Annotated in this window: 9 protein-coding genes; 3 read left to right on the plus strand and 6 right to left on the minus strand. The window is 62.5% G+C overall.

What is annotated here, in order from left to right; all coding sequences use genetic code 11:
• Positions 1 to 88 precede the first annotated feature (88 nt).
• Positions 89 to 5620: a DUF4082 domain-containing protein gene (locus ACTZWT_RS19960; protein WP_444771426.1), complete on the plus strand. Its 5532-nt coding sequence runs from the start codon at positions 89 to 91 to the stop codon at positions 5618 to 5620.
• A gap of 50 nt (positions 5621 to 5670) precedes the next feature.
• Here the strand turns inward: ACTZWT_RS19960 and ACTZWT_RS19965 are convergent, their stop codons facing one another.
• Positions 5671 to 6288 (minus strand): hypothetical protein, encoded by a 618-nt coding sequence (locus ACTZWT_RS19965; RefSeq protein ID WP_444771427.1) that lies wholly within the window; start codon positions 6286 to 6288, stop codon positions 5671 to 5673.
• Positions 6289 to 6483: 195 nt separating this feature from the next.
• On the opposite strand from ACTZWT_RS19965, the gene ACTZWT_RS19970 reads away from it, so the two are divergent.
• Positions 6484 to 7293, plus strand: a complete 810-nt coding sequence (locus tag ACTZWT_RS19970; RefSeq protein ID WP_444771428.1) for a metallophosphoesterase family protein — start codon at positions 6484 to 6486, stop codon at positions 7291 to 7293.
• 66 nt (positions 7294 to 7359) lie between these two features.
• Here ACTZWT_RS19970 and ACTZWT_RS19975 read toward each other — a convergent pair whose 3' ends face one another.
• The 4 genes from ACTZWT_RS19975 to ACTZWT_RS19990 all read right to left on the minus strand — a co-directional run bounded on the left by ACTZWT_RS19975 (position 7360) and on the right by ACTZWT_RS19990 (position 15474).
• Entirely contained in the window at positions 7360 to 8673 is a 1314-nt protein-coding gene (locus tag ACTZWT_RS19975; protein WP_444771429.1) for an HlyD family type I secretion periplasmic adaptor subunit, read from the minus strand.
• The gene (locus ACTZWT_RS19980) at positions 8670 to 10412 is read right to left on the minus strand and encodes a type I secretion system permease/ATPase (RefSeq protein WP_444771524.1); all 1743 of its coding nucleotides are present in this window, start codon (positions 10410 to 10412) and stop codon (positions 8670 to 8672) included. Before ACTZWT_RS19980 ends, ACTZWT_RS19975 begins: the two co-directional genes overlap by 4 nt.
• 300 nt (positions 10413 to 10712) lie before the next feature.
• Positions 10713 to 13712 carry an Ig-like domain-containing protein gene (locus tag ACTZWT_RS19985; RefSeq protein WP_444771430.1) on the minus strand — a complete coding sequence of 1000 codons (3000 nt, stop codon included), beginning with the start codon at positions 13710 to 13712 and terminating at the stop codon, positions 10713 to 10715.
• Between the two features lie 733 nt (positions 13713 to 14445).
• Positions 14446 to 15474 carry a glycosyltransferase family 2 protein gene (locus tag ACTZWT_RS19990; RefSeq protein ID WP_444771431.1) on the minus strand — a complete coding sequence of 343 codons (1029 nt, stop codon included), beginning with the start codon at positions 15472 to 15474 and terminating at the stop codon, positions 14446 to 14448.
• 177 nt (positions 15475 to 15651) lie between these two features.
• On the opposite strand from ACTZWT_RS19990, the gene ACTZWT_RS19995 reads away from it, so the two are divergent.
• Positions 15652 to 16368: a hypothetical protein gene (locus ACTZWT_RS19995; RefSeq protein ID WP_444771432.1), complete on the plus strand. Its 717-nt coding sequence runs from the start codon at positions 15652 to 15654 to the stop codon at positions 16366 to 16368.
• On the opposite strand, the gene ACTZWT_RS20000 is transcribed toward ACTZWT_RS19995, so the two are convergent.
• Positions 16332 to 17738 (minus strand): O-antigen ligase family protein, encoded by a 1407-nt coding sequence (locus ACTZWT_RS20000; protein ID WP_444771433.1) that lies wholly within the window; start codon positions 17736 to 17738, stop codon positions 16332 to 16334. The genes ACTZWT_RS19995 and ACTZWT_RS20000 overlap by 37 nt on opposite strands.
• Positions 17739 to 17778 lie beyond the last annotated feature (40 nt).

Below are 17778 nucleotides of genomic sequence, written 5' to 3' on the forward strand. Positions count from 1 at the left end.
TTAATTTTAATATCTATTTAATTTGCCGCGTGACATGTCGGATAATTTTAGTAACATTCAATAATTAATTATATAGTCGGAGATGAGGATGACGGACTCCGTTGGCGAAAGCTCCCCACCCCCGAGCATCGATGCGTGGTCGACGCAGTGGCAGGAAGACTCCCTGCAATCGGCCTGCGGTTCCTGCACCGGCCGGGCGTGCACGGTCTGCTCGATCAGGGTCGGTGGAGCCGTGAGGGCCGACGGCAGTCCGTCAGGCTATGCGCCCAAGGTCCTCGAGTACTACAACACGGCGAACGGCGGACCGGTCGAGATCGCCCCGCTGACGATCGATCTCGCCGCTGCGCAGGTCCAGACCTCGTCGATCGATGCGCCGACGTCGGCCGCGACGACGAACAACGTGACTCCGAATGCCATCGTGCTCGAAAACATGAAGCAGGGCACGCCGGAGAGCGTCTGGCTCATCGACCAGGCCGATTCGAGTATCGAAGGATTCGCCGCCCAGTTCACGCTCGACAATGGCGAGCGCGTCGACTTCAAGATCAATACGGACGCCACCAACTACCGAGTCGATATCTACCGGCTCGGCTACTACAACGGCGACGGCGCGCGACTCGTCACCAGCTTCACGCAGAACCTGGCAACGCCGCAGAGCCAGCCCATCCCGCTGTTCGACCCGACCACGAAGCTGGTCGATGCAGGAAACTGGTCGGTATCGGCCTCCTGGGACGTTCCCGAGGACGCGGTGTCCGGGATCTATTTTGCGGAGCTCACGCGTCTCGATACCGGCGGCCAGAACATCATCCCGTTCATCGTCAGGGATGACGACGCGCCCAGCGACATCACGTTTCAGACCTCCGACACCACGTGGCAGGCTTACAATTGGTGGGGAGGCTACAACCTCTATGGCGGGATCGACGCCGCCGGCCATGCCGGCCGGGCGAGCGCGGTCAGCTACAACCGACCGATCATCACGCGCGACGGCGGATACTCGGCCGGGCCGCAGGATTTCATCTTCGCGGCGGAATATCCGACGATCCGCTGGCTCGAGCAGAACGGATACGACGTCAACTACATCTCCGGTATCGATACCGCCCGCGACGGCGCGCAATTGCTGAACAGCCAGATCTTCCTGTCGATCGGTCACGACGAGTACTGGTCGGCGGATCAACGCTCCAATGTCGAGGCGGCGCGCGACGCCGGGGTCAATCTCGCCTTCCTGAGCGGCAACGAGATGTATTGGGAGGTCCGCTGGGAAAACAGCATCGACGGAACAGGCACGCCTTACAAGACGATGGTTTCCTACAAGGAGACCTGGGCCAATGCGGACGTTGATCCGGGTCACACCACCGGGACCTGGCGAGATCCTCAATACGGAGCCGGCAAGCCCGAGAACGCGCTGACGGGGACGATCTTCACCGTGGATTCGTACCGCCTCGACACGATCACGATTCCCTACGACCTGTCGCAGTTTCGCTTCTGGAACAACACGGCGGTGGGGGACATTGAGGCCGGACAGACCTATTCCCTCGTGCCGAACCTGCTCGGCTACGAATGGGATTCCGATCTCGACAACGGCCACCGTCCCGCCGGGCTGATCGTGCTGTCGTCGACGACGCTCGACGTCGATACGCTACTGCTCGACAACGGCAACACCACCGGCCCCGGAACGGCCACGCATAGCCTGACGCTGTACCGCGATCAGACCAGCGGCGCGCTGGTGTTCGGCGCCGGCACCGTCTACTGGACCTGGGGGCTCGATTCGCACCACGACAATGAAGCGACGCCGACCGATCCGAACGTCCAGCAGGCAATGGTCAATCTCTTTGCCGACATGGGCGTTCAACCGCAGACGCTGATGGCCAGTCTGGTCGTCGCCTCGCAAACCACCGATCATACTGCGCCGACCTCGACCATCACCTCGCCGCTCGCGAGCGGATCGTTCACCGCCGCAGAGCCGATCGTGATCACCGGCACCGCCGTCGATAGCGGTGGTGGCAGCGTCGCGGTCGTCGAAGTGTCCACCAATGGGGGGCTCACGTGGCATCGCGCGACCGGCTTCGACACCTGGAGCTACAACTGGACCCCGCTCGCGGGCGGCACCTATACGATTCTGTCGCGCGCCGTCGATGACAGCGTCAACATGGAGCAGGTCGGCTCGGGCACGACGATCGACGTCGCCGCCGCGCCGACGACGTCATTTTTCTCGTCGTCCGACGTGCCGACCATCCTGACCGATACCGATGTCGGCTTCGTCAACCTCGGCATCAGCTTCACGTCATCCCAGTCGGGCACCATCGTCGGCATCAAATACTACAAGAGCATCGGCGATGGCGGCACCCATACCGGCTCGCTCTGGAGCAGCACCGGAACACTGCTCGCCACCGCCACCTTCACGCAGGAATCCGCGAGCGGCTGGCAGACCGTGACGTTCGCCAACCCGGTCTCGATTGCGGCGGGAACGAGCTATGTCGCGAGTTACCACAGCAACGGCCATTATGCCGTCACCCCCGACTATTTCACATCGTCGCGGACGGTCGGCCCGCTGACGGCGGCGGTCGGCAACGGCTATTACACTTACAGTGCCGACACCCTGTTCCCGGCGACCCCCTCGGACGGGGCCAATTATTGGGTCGACGTCATCTTCAGCCCCACCAACACCGTCAATGAGTCACCGATCGGTACGAACGACAACGGCTTCACCGTCATACGCAACACCGCGGCGACATTCTCTGCGGCGCAGTTGCTCGCCAACGATACCGATCCGAATGGCGACATCCTGACCATCAGCGGTGTCGGCTCGGCTTCGGGCGGAACGGTCAGCTTCGACAGCCAGACCAATCTCATCACCTTCACGCCGAATCCCGGATACACCGGCCCAGCCCAATTCGGCTACGCCATCTCCGACGGCCGCGGCGGCACGGGCTCGGCCATCGTCAATATGAATGTCGCCCCTCCGTCCAACAATGCGACGCTGTTCAGCGCATCCGACACGCCTGAGACGTTGAGCGACCCCGACACCGCGCAAGTCAATCTCGGCGTCCGGTTCTCCTCATCGGCCGCCGGCCTCGTCACCGGGATAAAATATTACAAGAGCGCCAATGACACCGGCACCCACACGGGTTCGCTGTGGAGCTTGAACGGCACTCTGCTGGCCACCGCGACGTTCACGAATGAAACCGCGAGCGGCTGGCAGACAGTGACATTCGACAGTCCGGTCGCGATCACCGCGCAGACGACCTATGTCGCCAGCTTCCACAGCAACGGGCACTACGTGTCGACCGCGAATTATTTCACGACCGACCACGTCAACGGCGTGCTGACCGCGCCGGGAGGCACCAACGGCGTCTATGCGTACGGCAACGACAATCTGTTCCCGACCAACACGTTCGGCGCGACTAATTATTGGGTGGATGTCATCCTGAATTCGGACACGGTCGAGCCGGTGAACAGCGCTCCGGTCGCGACCACCGACAGCGGCTTCACCACGCCCCAGAGCACCGTGCTGAGCATTCCGGCTTCGGTCCTGCTCGCCAACGACACCGACGCCGACGGAGACACCCTGACGATCACCGGCGCGGGCGTCGGCGTCAACGGCACGGCCGCCTGGATCTCCAATACGGGCTCGGTCACCTTCACGCCGACGCCGGGCTATACCGGTCCGGCCTCCTTCACCTATGCCATCTCGGACGGCCAGGGCGGCACGGCGACCGGCACGGTCAATCTGACCGTCACGGCCTCCGCCAACAATCCGCCGGTGGCGACCAGCGACAGCGGCTTCAGCATCGTGCAGAACGACGTTCTGACGATCAGCGCCTCCGCGCTGCTCGCGAACGATACGGATCTCGACGGCGACATATTGACCATCACCGGCGTGAGCGGCGGGTTGCACGGCGCCGCAAGCTTCGATGCTCAGACCAACACCGTCAGCTTCACGCCGACCGCGGGCTATACGGGACCTGCGTCCTTTGTTTACACCGTCTCCGACGGCCACGGCGGCACCGCCAACGGAACGGTCAGCCTCAACGTCACGGCTCTCCCCAACACGGTGCCCGTCGCGAACAACGACGCCGGCTTCGCCACGGTGCGGGATACGGCGCTGAACATTCAGGCGGGCAGTTTGCTCGCCAACGACGTCGATGCCGATGGCGATCCGCTGACCATCACGGGCATCGTGGCCGGAAGCGCCTCGAACGGCATTGCGACCTTCAATGCGCAGACCAATGCCATTACGTTCATTCCGACCACCGGCTATGTCGGGCTGGCGAGCTTCAGCTACAGCGTGTCCGATGGGCGCGGCGGGTCGGCAGCGGCGACCGTGAGCCTGAACGTCATCCCGCCGGCATCCGGCGTCAGTCTGTTCTCCAGCGCGGATACCCCCGCGAACCTCTCCGATCCGGACACGGTTCAGGTCAATCTCGGCATGCGCTTCGTGACGGCCGAGTCCGGCACGATCACCGGCATCAAGTATTACAAGGGCGCCGGCGATATGGGAACGCATACCGGCTCACTCTGGACCAGCACCGGCACGCTGCTGGCGACGGCGACTTTCACCAATGAATCGGAAAGCGGCTGGCAGACGGTGACCTTCAACAGCCCGGTCAGCGTCACGGCCGGGACGTCCTATGTCGCCAGCTACCACAGCAATGGTCATTACACCTCGACCGGCGGATATTTTAACACCGACCACACGGCCGGGCCTCTCACCGCGCCCGGCTCCGGAAACGGCCTGTATGCGTACGGCAACGGCAACCTGTTCCCCACCTCCTCTTTCGGCGCGACAAATTACTGGGTCGACGTCGTGTTCAGCCCCGCGAGCGGCGGCACCAACCAGGCGCCGATCGCGGTCAACGACGATGGCTTCACCGTCGCCAAGAACACGCCATACACCATCAACGCATCGGCGCTGCTGGCCAATGACAGCGATTCGAACAGCGACCCGCTGACGATAACGGGCGTCAGCGATGCCGTGAATGGCACGGTCGCCTTCGATGCCCAGACCAACACGATCACTTTCACCCCGGCGGACGGGCATGTCGGGTCGGCCGCTTTCCACTACACCGTCTCCGACGGGCAGGGTGGCACGGCCGACGCCGGCGTGACGCTGAGCGTCACCGACCCGATGGCGACCGTGAGTCTGTTCAGCGCCAATTCCACGCCGAGCCTGGTCACCGTCAATGATCCAAACCCTGTCGAACTCGGGCTGAAATTCCAGTCGTCCACCAACGGTGATATCACCGGCATACGGTTCTACAAGGGACCGCAGAATATCGGCACGCACACGGCCAACCTCTGGACCGCGAGCGGCACATTGATGGCGACGGCGACCTTCAGCAATGAAAGTTCGAGCGGCTGGCAGCAGGTCGAGTTCGCGTCGCCCGTCTCGATCACCGCCGGCACGACCTATATCGCCTCCTACCACACGGCCGGATACTACTCCGCCGACCCGGGCCTGTTCGCCAATTCTGTGACCAATGGACCACTCACTGCGCCGTCATCGGCATTGATCAGCGGCAACGGCGTCTATGCCTATGGAAGCGAATCGCTGTTTCCGTCCAACACGTACAACTCCACGGGCTACGGCGTCGATGTGCTGTTCCGTCCGCAACTGGCGGCATGAGTCGCCGGTTCCGGAGCTTCGACCTGATGGGTATTCTTCGCGAAAGCGCTCTACCGTGCCGGTCCCAGCGCCTCGGCGATCCGCTCGAGCACCTCATCGTCCGCGACATCCTGCTCGCCGGAGCGCGGCGGCAGCACCGCGTTGTCGGCCGCGGCGACCGGCCGCGCGTCGATCGCCAAGGATGCCGGACCGCATGGCGCGTCGACATGGTCGTATTGGGAGGCCAGCCTCACAGCCTGTTGATGAAGGCTCTGGAGCGCCACGGCCAGATCGTCGATGCGCTCCATGGTCGCGTTGTTGCGCGCCTCCAATGAGGAATGGACTTGAACACTTCGTGCCCGATCGGTGCCTGCGTCTTGGTCGACGCTCGCGGGCGTCGGGACGGATAGACCGACCTGGACCAGCGCAGCCCCTCTCCGGGGGCCCGGCTTGGCAACGAGCGAGTGACCGGATAGCGGGTCGCTCGCTCCTTCCAGTTCGGCCAGGCGCAAGGCGAGGTCTTGTGACACCTGCTCCAACCGACCGAGCATGGTGAGCAAGGTCAGCGTGTCTGATTGCTGGACGCGCCGCGCGAAACTGGCGAGAAACGCGCGGCCACGTGCCGTTTCCCTCACCGCGGCCTCGATCGCACCGAAGTCCTGATACTGCGCGTCGGATGCTGGCGACATTGTCATGCTCGTATCGCGTGCCCCGTTCTGACAGCACGGAATATCGCAATTAATCCTTAACCGACATCTAACCCGGCGATTTAGAGGCGCTGCACTCCAGTCGCGCATCGAGTTTCGGTCGATTTTTAAATCGATACAAATCGGATATAATACACTGAACGCGATCACTCCGGCACCGTCGCCGCCGGATCGTCAATGCAGGACCCCGCCGTGTGGAAGCCGCAACGTGAAGCGAAATCGTCGAGGAAAGCCAGTTTGCCGGACGGCATTCGAATTTACGCGATCGGAGATATCCACGGCCGCAAGGATCTTCTCGCACTGCAACTGGCACAAATCGAAGCCGACGAGAAACTGTACAAATGCGCGCGATCGATCGTCGTTTTCCTCGGCGATTATATCGATCGCGGGCCGGACTCCAGAGGCACGATCGACATGCTGCTGGCTTTCGCGCGGAAGCGGGAAGTCGTCTTTCTGAAGGGAAATCACGAGACTTTCATCCCACGCTTCCTCGCCGACCCCCGATCGCTGGACGAATGGCGATCGTTCGGCGGCCTCGAGACGCTGGTGTCCTATGGACTGAGGCCGTCCCTCAGCCGCAGCCACGGCGACCACGAACGGCTGTCACGGGAACTGCAGGATGCACTACCAACTCCGCACCGCGCATTCCTCGAATCGCTGCCGCTGTCGTTTACGTGTGGCGACTTCCTCTTCGTCCATGCGGGAATTCGGCCGGGCGTGGCGCTGCAGGAACAGTCCGAAGGCGATCTGCTTTGGATTCGCGAAGACTTCCTCGATCACGGCCTGCCGTTCGAGAAATTCGTCGTCCACGGACATACACCCGTTCGCGCACCGGATGTGCGATCGAATCGAGCGAACATCGATACCGGGGCCTTCGCGACAGGGCGCCTGAGTTGCATCATGATCGAGGGGCCGGACATCGTGCCGCTGATCGATACGCGTGACTGGAGCGGGAGCGACAGAAGCCAGCCGAGGACCCGCCGATGAAGCGGCGGCAATGGAGTGCCCGCCGCCCTGACATGCGCCTGACATGCGGTGTGCGCGACGTCCCTGTCATCGCTCCTTCATCGCGCGCTCGGCCTGCTCCCTGAGCGGCTTGATGAGATATGCCAGAACGGTCCGGCCCGGCGTCTGGACGAACACGTCGACGGGCATGCCGGGCACCAGCTTGGAGTCTCCGAGCCGCGCCACCTGGTCGGGCTTCAGCGATACGCGCGCGTTGTAGTAGCTCGTTCCGGTGCGCTGATCCTGGGTGAGATCCGCCGACACCAGCACCACGTCTCCTTCGATCTCGGGCGTGGTTCTCTGGTTGAGGGCTGCAAAGTGCAGGATCGCCTTTTGCCCGATGTAGAGCTGATCGATGTCGCGGGGCGCGATCTTGACCTCGATCGCGAGCGCATCGTTGTCGGGCACGATGAGCATGATCTGCTCGCCGGGCGAAATCACGCCCCCGACCGTATGGACGGTCAACTGGTGCACCCGTCCGTTCTGCGGCGCGCGGATGTCGATGCGGTTGAGCAGATCCGCGGCGGCGGTTCTCCGCTCGGAGAGTTCGGAAACTTTGGAGCGCGTCTCGATCAGGTCCTTGCCGACCTCCGTGCGCAGATCCTGATCGATCTGGATTGCCTGCAGCTCGATTTCCGAAATCTTGCCTTTCGCCTGAGCGATCATCCCGGACAACTGGCTGCGCTCGCCCTCGATGCGCGCCGTGTCCCGTTCCAATGCGGTCAAGCGTGCGATCGGCACCAGGTTCTTTTGCCAAAGCGTTCGAACGCCCTCGAGTTCCTGGTAGATGAAACCGACTTCCTTCTGCTTGGCTGCGAGCTGACCCGAATAGCCCGCAATCTCGTTCTGGAGCTGGGAGCTCCGTTCCCTGAGCTGGGCCTTCTGTCCGCTGCGCGACAGCCGCCGGACGTCGAACAGGCTCCGCTCAGCGGCTATCGCGCGGGCAGCCTCCGACCTGGTGTCCTTTGCACGCTCGAGCAGCACGCCCGGAAACACGATCTGGTCGGCGCCATCGCGCTCCGCTTCCAGACGGGCCTGCCGTGCCTGCAACTCGTCGAAGCTCTGGATGATGATCGTCGCGTTGGCCAGTGTCTGGGTCTCATCGAGGCGCACTAAGATGTCACCCGCCTTCACCCGATCGCCTTCCTTGATGCGGAGTTCGCTGACGACGCCGCCGGTCGGATGCTGGACCTTCTTGACGCTCGAATCGACCACAATCACGCCCTGCGCCACCACCGCTCCCGACAGCTCGGTGGTAGAAGCCCAGCCGCCGATACCGAAGGTGACCAGCACGACCAGCACCGCGCCGCCGATCATGTAGCGCTGGATGGAATGAAGCGCAGGACTTCCCGAGCTGCTCATCCGCGTTCTCCCACGACTTTCAGCGGCGCCGCGCGAAGCACTTTCGTCAGAACATCTTCCTTCCTGCCGAAGGACTGCACCTTGCCGTTCGCAATCACCAGGACATGATCGACGCCATCGAGCGCCTTGGGCCGATGCGCGATCACCACGACAATCCCATTGCGGCGACGCACGTTGAGAATTGCTTCGGTCAATGCGGCTTCGCCGTCGGCGTCGAGATTCGAGGTCGGCTCATCGAGAACGACGAGGAAAGGATCGCCGTAGAACGCCCGCGCCAGTCCGATGCGCTGGCGCTGACCCGCCGAGAGCGACATGCCGCCCTCGCCGATCTTGGTGCCGTAGCCGTCCGGAAACGACAGGATCAGTTCATGGGCGCCGGCCGCGCGCGCCGCCGCAAGCACCGCCTTCGGGCTGGCATTGGGATCGAACCGCGCGATATTCACCGCAATGCTGCCGTCGAACAGTTCGACATCCTGCGGCAGATAGCCGATGTGTCGGCCCAGGGCTTCCGACGACCACTGCCCGAGCGCGGCATTGTCGAGGGTGATCTTGCCGCGCATCTGAGGCCAGACACCGACCAGCGCCCGCGCCAGCGACGACTTTCCGGACCCACTCGGGCCGATGATGCCCAGACCGTCGCCTTTTCTCAGATTGAACGAGACGTCGTTGAGGACGGCTCTATCCGACGCCGGCGCATTGACGTAGACGCGCTCCATCGCGATCGCTTCGACCGGCGCCGGCAGCGCTAGCGGGTCCTCTTCTTTCGGCAGCAGCGTCAGGAGCTGATCGAGGCGGTGCCCGGATTGCCGTGCACTCACGAAGCCCTTCCAGTTGGCGATGGCGGTCTCGACCGGCGCCAGAGCCCGGGAGGTCAGAATCGAGCCCGCAATGATGATCCCCGCAGTCGATTCCTGATTGATGACCAGATACGCACCGACCGCCAGCACGCCCGACTGCAGGATCGCCCTGAACGCCTTGGACATGTTACCCAGTCCACTGCCGACGTCGCTCGCGGCTTCACTGGCTGCGAGATATTTCTGATTGGCTTCGCGCCAGCGCGCAGCCGCCAGCCGACGCATCCCCATCGCGTGGAGCGCTTCGGCGTTGCGCCGCCCCTCGCTCGCCAGCGAATTCCGCTGAATGGCGAAACGCGCCGACGCTTTTGCGGGCCCCTGCGAGCGCAACTCGGTCATGATCATGATCACGACCAGAACCAGCGCCCCGACCAATGCCGTCACGCCGATCCAGAAATGGAACAGAAAGCAGATGGCCAGATAAACCGGCATCCACGGCATGTCGAACAATGCAGACGGGCCACCGCTCGCCAGGAAGCCCCTCACCTGGTCGAGATCGCGGATGGGCTGCAGCCCATCGCCATCTCCCCTCGTCTTCAGGGGCAGGCGGATGACGGCATCGAAGACGCGCTCGCCCAGCGTCTCGTCCAGATGCCGTCCCATGCGCGCGCTGATCCGCGTACGAATCAGATCGAGCGCGCTCTGGAAAAAGTAGAGTACGATCGCCAGCGCGAGCAACGCGATCAGCGTCGGTATGCTTCGGCTCGGCAGGACACGGTCGTAGATCTGCAACATGAAGAACGAGCCGGTCAGCATCAGGATGTTGCTGACGCCGCTGAATATCGCCATCGCCCAGAAGATCTGACGACAGGAGCTGAGAAAGCCCGCGATCTCCGATCTCGGTGAGGAAAAGTCCTCAACCGGCCGGAGCCGGCCGGAAAACAGTTTCTGCCGAATCTGATCGAGATGATGCGAAATCCTGTTCTGCGTCGCGGAGGTCGAAGGCTTCGGCCCCCGCGGGCCAGACTTCGGAGCGCCGTCCATCGCCACCCGCGGCACAGCCCCGAACATGCGCGATATGTCCGCGAGGCGCGGCGTCCTCTTGAACCGCACACGCCCCGGCGGAGGCATTTCTCTCCGCCATCCAAAGTTGGTCATCCGTGTCCCCCTTCAGACGTCTCGATTCAGCCCCCCTGAATCGAGACGCCAATCAGACCCTTCGCGTGGATAGTCCAGTCCGACATCTCAGACGAACTGGAAGTCCGATTTGTCCAGTGCACCAATCTTCGTATTCTTCAGCGTCAGCGAGTCGTTGCCGGCGGCGATCACAACATCCTGGCCGCTTTGCGTCGCATGAGACAGAATGTCCGCGAAACTATCGAACACGCTCTTGCTGAACTGCACGACGTCATGCGACGGCCCGCTCGCGCAGAAATCCTTGATCGTGTCGTTGCCGAAATCCGGTGCGAACACGAAAGTATCCCGATGACCGTTGCCAATGAGGATATCGTCCGCCGACGTCCCCTTGAGCGTATTGGCTCCGTAGGTGCCGACGATCGTGCTTCCGGAGCTTGAGGCCACCTGCCCGGAACTATCGAGTCCCTTCGCCGTGAAAGTGTGAACCGTGCTGGACGAGACCGCCCCTGTGCCAAACCACCAATCGCCGTCGGCATTTGCCTTGACCGTTCCGATGGTCTTGGAGCCGTCGAATATCTTGATCTGGCTGTAAGCGTCGGCCGTCCCCTTGATGACGAGCGAATTATTCCACCCCTGGAATGCGTCGGTCAGATCGACTCCCGACGTCGCGCTCGGAGGATCGATCACGGAGATCGACTTCGCCGACGATGCCGCGCTGGCATTGCCGGCGCTGTCCGAAGCGATCGCCGCGAATTTGTGATCGCCATTCGACAGATCACCGGTCTGATAGCTCCAGGTGCCGTCGCCCTTGGCGGTCGCCGAACCGATCTGCTTGCCTGCATCATAGATCTTGACGAGGCTGTTCGCCTCCGCGGTTCCCTTCAGCAGGAAGTCGTCGACCGTCGTCGAGCCGCTGAGTGCTTTGCCATCGGAAGAGAAGACACCCAGTGTCGGCGCGTTTGGGGCGGACGTATCGACCGTCACTGCGGTCACCGAGGACGCCGCGCCGGTCTGACCCTTGCTGTCCGTCACCTTGGCCGTCAGGTTATGTGCGCCGTCGCTGAGAGCCGCGGTGGTGAAGCTCCAGGCTCCGCTGCTATCCGAAACGGTGGATCCGATCGCCTTGTTACCGTCGAAAACGGTGACCTTGCTGTCGGCTGCCGCCGTGCCATCCAGCTTCAACGTCTTGTCTTTAGTGATGCCATCGCCGGCCTTGCCGGTGTCATTGGAGAACGACACGATTTTGGGGGCCGGCGGCGGAGCCGAGGAGGATCCGGTCACGTTGACCTGCAGCGCGGTGGAGGTCGTTCCGACATTGCCCGCGACGTCGGTCGCCCTGGCCGTCAGCGTATGCTGACCGGAAGACAGTTGATCGGTTGAGAAGTTCCAGGCACCGGTCGAACCGGCTGCGACGCTCCCGATCTTTGTATTGCCGTCATAGATATCGACCGTGCTCCTGGCTTCCGCCGTGCCGGACAGGTTCACCATCGTCCCGGTGTCAACCGATACTGCCTTCAAAGTGGACGTCGACTGGGCGGCGCTCGCCGTCCCGATCGTCGGCGCGCCCGGCGCCTTGGTATCGACCGTCATCGCGACAGCCGCTGACGCCGCGCTGACCTGTCCGGAGCTGCTCGTCACCGTCGCCGTCAGGGTGTGTTTCGCATCGGTCAGGGCCGATGTCGTGTAACTCCAGGAGCCATCTGAGCCAGCCTTGGTCGTGCCGATCTGGGACGATCCATCATAGATCTTCACCGTGCCGCCCGCCGCGGCCGTTCCGGTCAGCGTCAGCGTATTGTCGTTGGTGATGCCATCGCCCTTCACGCCGCTGTCGTTGGAGACGGACGCGATCGTCGGCGCACTCGGCTGGGGCGTCGGTGCGGGCGCCGTCACGGTCACCGCGACAGCCGCTGACGCGGCGCCTGTATTGCCGGCCGCATCCATGGCCCTGGCCGCGAAGCTGTGATTGCCCGTGGCAAGAGTTGCCGTGGTGAAGGTCCAGACTCCGCTGCCATTGACCGAAGCTGTGCCGATCTGCGCGGAGCCGTCGAACACCTTGATGGTGCTATTGGCTTCCGCCGTGCCCGTGAGCACGGCCACCTGGGACGCCGCCAACGCCGCAGCTGACGTCGACACGACCAGTGTGGGCGCGACCGGGGCAGCCGTATCGACGACCACGGTCCGAGCTGCCGACGCGGCGCTCGTCTCTGTCGACGTGGAAGATGTCACCGTGAATTTGTGCGCTCCGTCGGTCAGGGCAGCGCTGGTGAATTTCCAGTTTCCGCCGGCATCCGCACCGACGGTGCCGATCTGCTTGCCACCGTCGAAGATCTTGATCGTGGTGTTGGCGGAGGCGGTGCCCTGCAGAGTCACCTTGTTGGCGTTTGTGACCCCGTCACCAACCTTGCCGCTGTCCGGCGACCACAGACCAATTTCAGGAGTGTCCAACCCGATGTCGTCGGGTGGGGTGCTCGGACCTTCCACCGCAAATGGAGCCGCGATGGGCGCGCCCGGAACCAGTTGCCCATCTACAATGGTCGCGTAGCGTACGTTTTCCCACTGAACGATGTGAATATCCGCATTGACCTCCTGCAACAGCAACGCGTTGTATTCAAAAGGCCCGACGAAATAGACGTCCTTGAGCGCAAGGGTGATATCCTGATTGTCGGCCGCAATGCGCAAACCAAACGGACCGCCGTCGAACATCACATTGTTCAGGGTGACCGAGCCGCCGTAATTATCGGCGATGAACATCCCGGCCGTGGCATTGTTCTCGTGCGCCACGATCGCGGTGTTGGTGATCGTCAGATTTCCATTGGAGCCGGGTGCGTAGGCCTGGATGCTGTCCGCGTGATCGCCCGCCTTGCCCGTCGATTCGATGTACGAATTGTTGATGACGATATTGCCGCTGCCGCCAACGCGCACGCCTTCGGCCGAACTGATGCGAACGTTGTCGAGCGTGAAAGACCCCGTGCCAACGACCGATGCGGTATTCCCGGTGTCCGTGATACTCTTGTTCGAAAGCGTGCCGCCATTCTTGATGACGACCGATCCCGAATTAGCAACGCCACTGAAGATTGGGTCATTCCAGCTCAGAGGAATTCCTGACATCTACTTCTCCTGGTGGTCTCTGTTGTCCCCGCGCCACGCTCAAGTCCCACTCCAGAGCGGCGATACTCCGCACTCCCCGCGATGGCGCATCGTGGAGAGCGTCTTGATGGTAAGCAGAGGCTTTTTTGGGACAACATCACGGCCCACCGAAGGTGATTTGCAAGCTAGCCCGGTTAAGTCTCAGCGCAATCAGGAAGCGATAGCCAGAAGTGGAAGATGCCTCAAAATATAAGATCGCGCAATTTCGTCTCAGTTAATTTGATCACGAAAACAAGCGACCCGCGTCGAAGATCTCGGGCACCCGATCGAACTTGGATTCAAAATATTTAATGCGAACGAAGATTATTTGGCCCCGCGATTTAATTCGTCGCGCGATTACTTGTTCGACGTCACGCCTCGAATCCGCTTCGGCGGGGACGCGGGAGTCCGTCGTCAATCGCGGATCGTGAGTCCTCTCAGACGAAAGTCGGCTCGCCGATCGGAGACCGACGTTTCCCGGCCGTGATGGAGGGCTCCGGTCGGCATCGCTATCGAGGTCCGAGGATCCGGCCCGCGCCAACCGGTCGCAGCCTTGCCCGAAAAAAAGTTGCGTACGATCGCGTCGCGCCGATATTTTGTGCCGCAGGCCCGTCCATCACGTGCGGCACATCGGACGACCGCAGACCGAGGGCGGGCGAATACGGGGGCCAAGCTGAAACGGCGCGTACAGGACGCCGGCCGATGCCGGTGTCAGCTATCGTGCTCCGGGCACAACATCCGGGCGCCCCGTCTTGCCTCTCGCACCATCAAGCAGGCCTGCCAGCGCGACCCGGCCTGCGGAGGACGAACCCTTCGCCAGATATCGCGCTGCGAACAGCAGTCCTACGCCGAAATGGCAGATCCAGCGCCAGCCCGCGAACCGCCGCGCATACAGGATGCTGTTGCGGGCAGACAGATAGATCGAGAGATAAGAGCGCTTTTCGACGGCGACCGCCGAGCCGATCGTCGTTCCGCCAATGTGGCGCACGATCGCCTTGCTTGCGAAGCCGATGCGCTGGGTCCCTCGACGGCGTCCCCAATCCAGATCTTCCATGTAGAGGAAATAGTCTTCGGCCATCAGCCCGACCGCCTCGACGAAGGCGCGCGTCGCCAGAACGCACGCGCCACTTACCGCATCGATTCTGGCAATGACCTCGGCCGACGGTACGGTACCGAGCGGTGCATTCCGTCCGATGGCGACGACCCGACCCGTCATGCGGGACCAGTGCAGGCCGTAATTGATGATCCTGTCCGGCGTGTCGTCGAACACCAGGCTTGCGCCGACCATGCCGAATCCCTCGGCCGACTTTGCGACCAATTCGGACAGGCTGCGCCGATTCACCTCGGTGTCGGGATTGAGAACCAGCACCGCCTCCCAGCCGGGCACCCCGAGCAACGGCTCGAGCCACGCGTTGACGCCGCCTCCGTAACCCAGATTCTCGGTCGCCAGCCCGATCCGGACGATATTCGCTCGACGCTGAAATCGGCATTTTGCGACCGAGACGAGCCGCTTCTGTGAGCGATCGAGAATGTCCGCGCCGCCGGGGATCGGCTGCAACAGCCGATCCGGCCCCGCAAGCTTGGCTACCAGCCTGTCGTAGGCTGCGACGCCGGCGTTCTCGCAAATGAAGACCTCGAACTCGTCCCAGTCCGAACCAGCCAGCGATGTCAGGCAGCGCTCGACATCGTCCGGATTGCCGTACGAAACGATGATGACGGCAAGTCTGGCGCTGGCACTCGACATATCCCGGACACCCTTTGTATTTGCCGCCGGTCAGCGGCCCTCATCGACGCGAGGCCCACGCGATCATTCAGATCGCCGCGCCTCGTATAATTTCCATCCGCCTGACAGATGTCTATATTCGTTCAGCGACGTATTCATTTCCGTTTCGAGATATCACACACTGATTTCGGAGCTTTCATGCGCTACCTGATGATACTGACGCTGGCATCGGCAGGCACCGCCATCGCCGAACCCGTCCCGACGGTCGTCCCCGCATCCGATCCCGCGCCCGCAGCCGCCGTACCATTGAGCTTCGACGATCCCATCTACGCCAAGGTCGTCAGTCATTCGGGCCGGATCAAACTGCCGCCGGGTTCGTCGCGAACCGATGCGTCGATCGTCGAGAATTCCGGCGAACCGACGATCACCTGCGGCGGCTCCTGCGATCTGCTGAGGGTTCGCATCCAGTCGAGGGAAGGGATCCGCTGCGTCAGCGGAAATATCAACCTGACCTGGGTGTACGTTGCCGCCACCGGAATCGGTGGCGATCACGCCGACGGCGTGCAGTGCTACTCGCCTGGAAGCCAGGGCACCGTCACGGTGAAGAATTCGACGTTCAGGATGGCCGGGTCCACTACCGCAGGTTACTTCTCGGCGGACAATTGGCGGGGCTCGCATGTCCTGGAGAATGTCCTTTTCGATGGGGGTGGTTACGGACTTCGGATCCCCGCGGACGGCGGATCGTCGGTCAGCCTGAAGAACGTCTATTTCGTCCGCGGCTCTTTCCAGTACGGCCCCTACGCGTTCGACACCGTCAAGGGCCAGCGTATCAGCATCACCCGATGGGAGAACGTGCGCTGGGCAAGTTGGAGCGGCGATCAACTGGTCCTCGGCGATCTCATCCCGCGACCATGAAAGGGCTTGGCCATAGCAGCGGCATGCGCCCCGCGATGCCGATGGGCATTTTGCGCCGCTGATGCGGCGACCGGCGCCTCGTTGTTGCAATCGTACATCCATCCCCCCGCCCCGAGCAGGAACATGATCAGGACGTAAGGAGCATCCCAGACGTGGACCGTGCAAAGCGAGAGCGCCAATCCGCAAAGCGTGATGATGAGACCCTTGCGGCATTGGGCTGCCTGGACCGAGAGACGCTTCAATCGACCCAGCCCAAGGCACAGCGCGATGAAACTGCCGATCATGAACAAGCAGCCCGGAATCCCATAGCGAACGGCGTTGACCAACCAGAAATTATCGATGCTGCCGCCCATCCAGGTCGGGCGCTCCCAATCGTTCAGGCCATGTCCCAAAATCGGATGAAGCATCACCGATTCCGTTCCGTAGTGCCAGATCAGGACGCGCATATACGACGTGTCCGCATTGAACGTCAGGTACGAGATGAAGACCTCGAACGGCGTGCGGTTCGAGGCGAAGTCCACGACCACGAACGCGGTGATCAGGATCGTAGCGAAGATCGCCCAGCGCCGCGCCATGCTCGCGGTGATCTTGTCCCAGACGATCAAGATCACCTGGACGGCGACCGACAGCAGGGCGCCGGAGGAGAGCGAGGAGAACACCGCCATCGCCACGAGACCGGACGCCAGCTTCCCCCGGAAACGCGACGCCGCGCCGTATGCGTAGTAACTCAGGCCGAAGGCACTTGAGCATACGACGCCGAACAGGATGAAATGTTCGAACGGGCCCTGCGCCCGTCTGAGACCGAGCCGGGATTCGTCGCCGACCACGTCGTAGACGGAGAACATTTTGCCGAACAGTTCGATCAGGATCGCCGAGCCGGTAACGTTCTCGTAGACGGCGAATGGCAGCAGCACGATGACCATGACCGCGAGATATCGCACCATCTGCTGAAACGCGGCTGCATCTCGAATGTATCGCCTCGCGAGCAGGTACGCCCCGAACGTCTCGATGATGAAGATGCCGGCTGATTGCAGCCCCTTGTCGGTGCCGTGGGTGCTCACCAGGACGATTCCGCCCCATGTCGCCGTCAGCAGCATCAGGATGTCGGGCAGCCGCGGTCGCCCCAGCGATCCGGACAGCCACGCCATCAGGCATGGAAGGAACATCACGACGAGCACGAGCCGGTAAGGCGACATGCGGGTCGGGCCGATGAAGAAGAAGAACGGCAGGGCCAGCGAGAAGATGAAGAGCGGAACGAGCGCAGACGGCTTTTGGCCCCGCCTCATCTGCGCCGCCGTGCCGACCTGTCCGGCGGCGGACGGCAGCGATCTTTCGATCCTGTGAGGCGCCAGTGTTGCCGTGCGTTTCACGCCGCATCCTCGATCTTTGTCTCTGCCGCTTCGGCGCAAA

This window comes from Rhodopseudomonas sp. NSM (assembly GCF_052445935.1).
Taxonomy (GTDB): Bacteria; Pseudomonadota; Alphaproteobacteria; order Rhizobiales; family Xanthobacteraceae; genus Rhodopseudomonas.

What these genes read in the sequence shown, in the direction of transcription:
- ACTZWT_RS19985 (WP_444771430.1), bottom strand. Translation starts at nt 13,712, where the DNA reads ATGTCAGGAATTCCTCTGAGCTGGAATGACCCAATCTTCAGTGGCGTT.
- ACTZWT_RS19970 (WP_444771428.1), top strand. Translation starts at nt 6,484, where the DNA reads ATGCAGGACCCCGCCGTGTGGAAGCCGCAACGTGAAGCGAAATCGTCG.
- ACTZWT_RS19990 (WP_444771431.1), bottom strand. Translation starts at nt 15,474, where the DNA reads ATGTCGAGTGCCAGCGCCAGACTTGCCGTCATCATCGTTTCGTACGGC.
- ACTZWT_RS19975 (WP_444771429.1), bottom strand. Translation starts at nt 8,673, where the DNA reads ATGAGCAGCTCGGGAAGTCCTGCGCTTCATTCCATCCAGCGCTACATG.
- ACTZWT_RS19960 (WP_444771426.1), top strand. Translation starts at nt 89, where the DNA reads ATGACGGACTCCGTTGGCGAAAGCTCCCCACCCCCGAGCATCGATGCG.
- ACTZWT_RS19995 (WP_444771432.1), top strand. Translation starts at nt 15,652, where the DNA reads ATGCGCTACCTGATGATACTGACGCTGGCATCGGCAGGCACCGCCATC.
- ACTZWT_RS19965 (WP_444771427.1), bottom strand. Translation starts at nt 6,288, where the DNA reads ATGTCGCCAGCATCCGACGCGCAGTATCAGGACTTCGGTGCGATCGAG.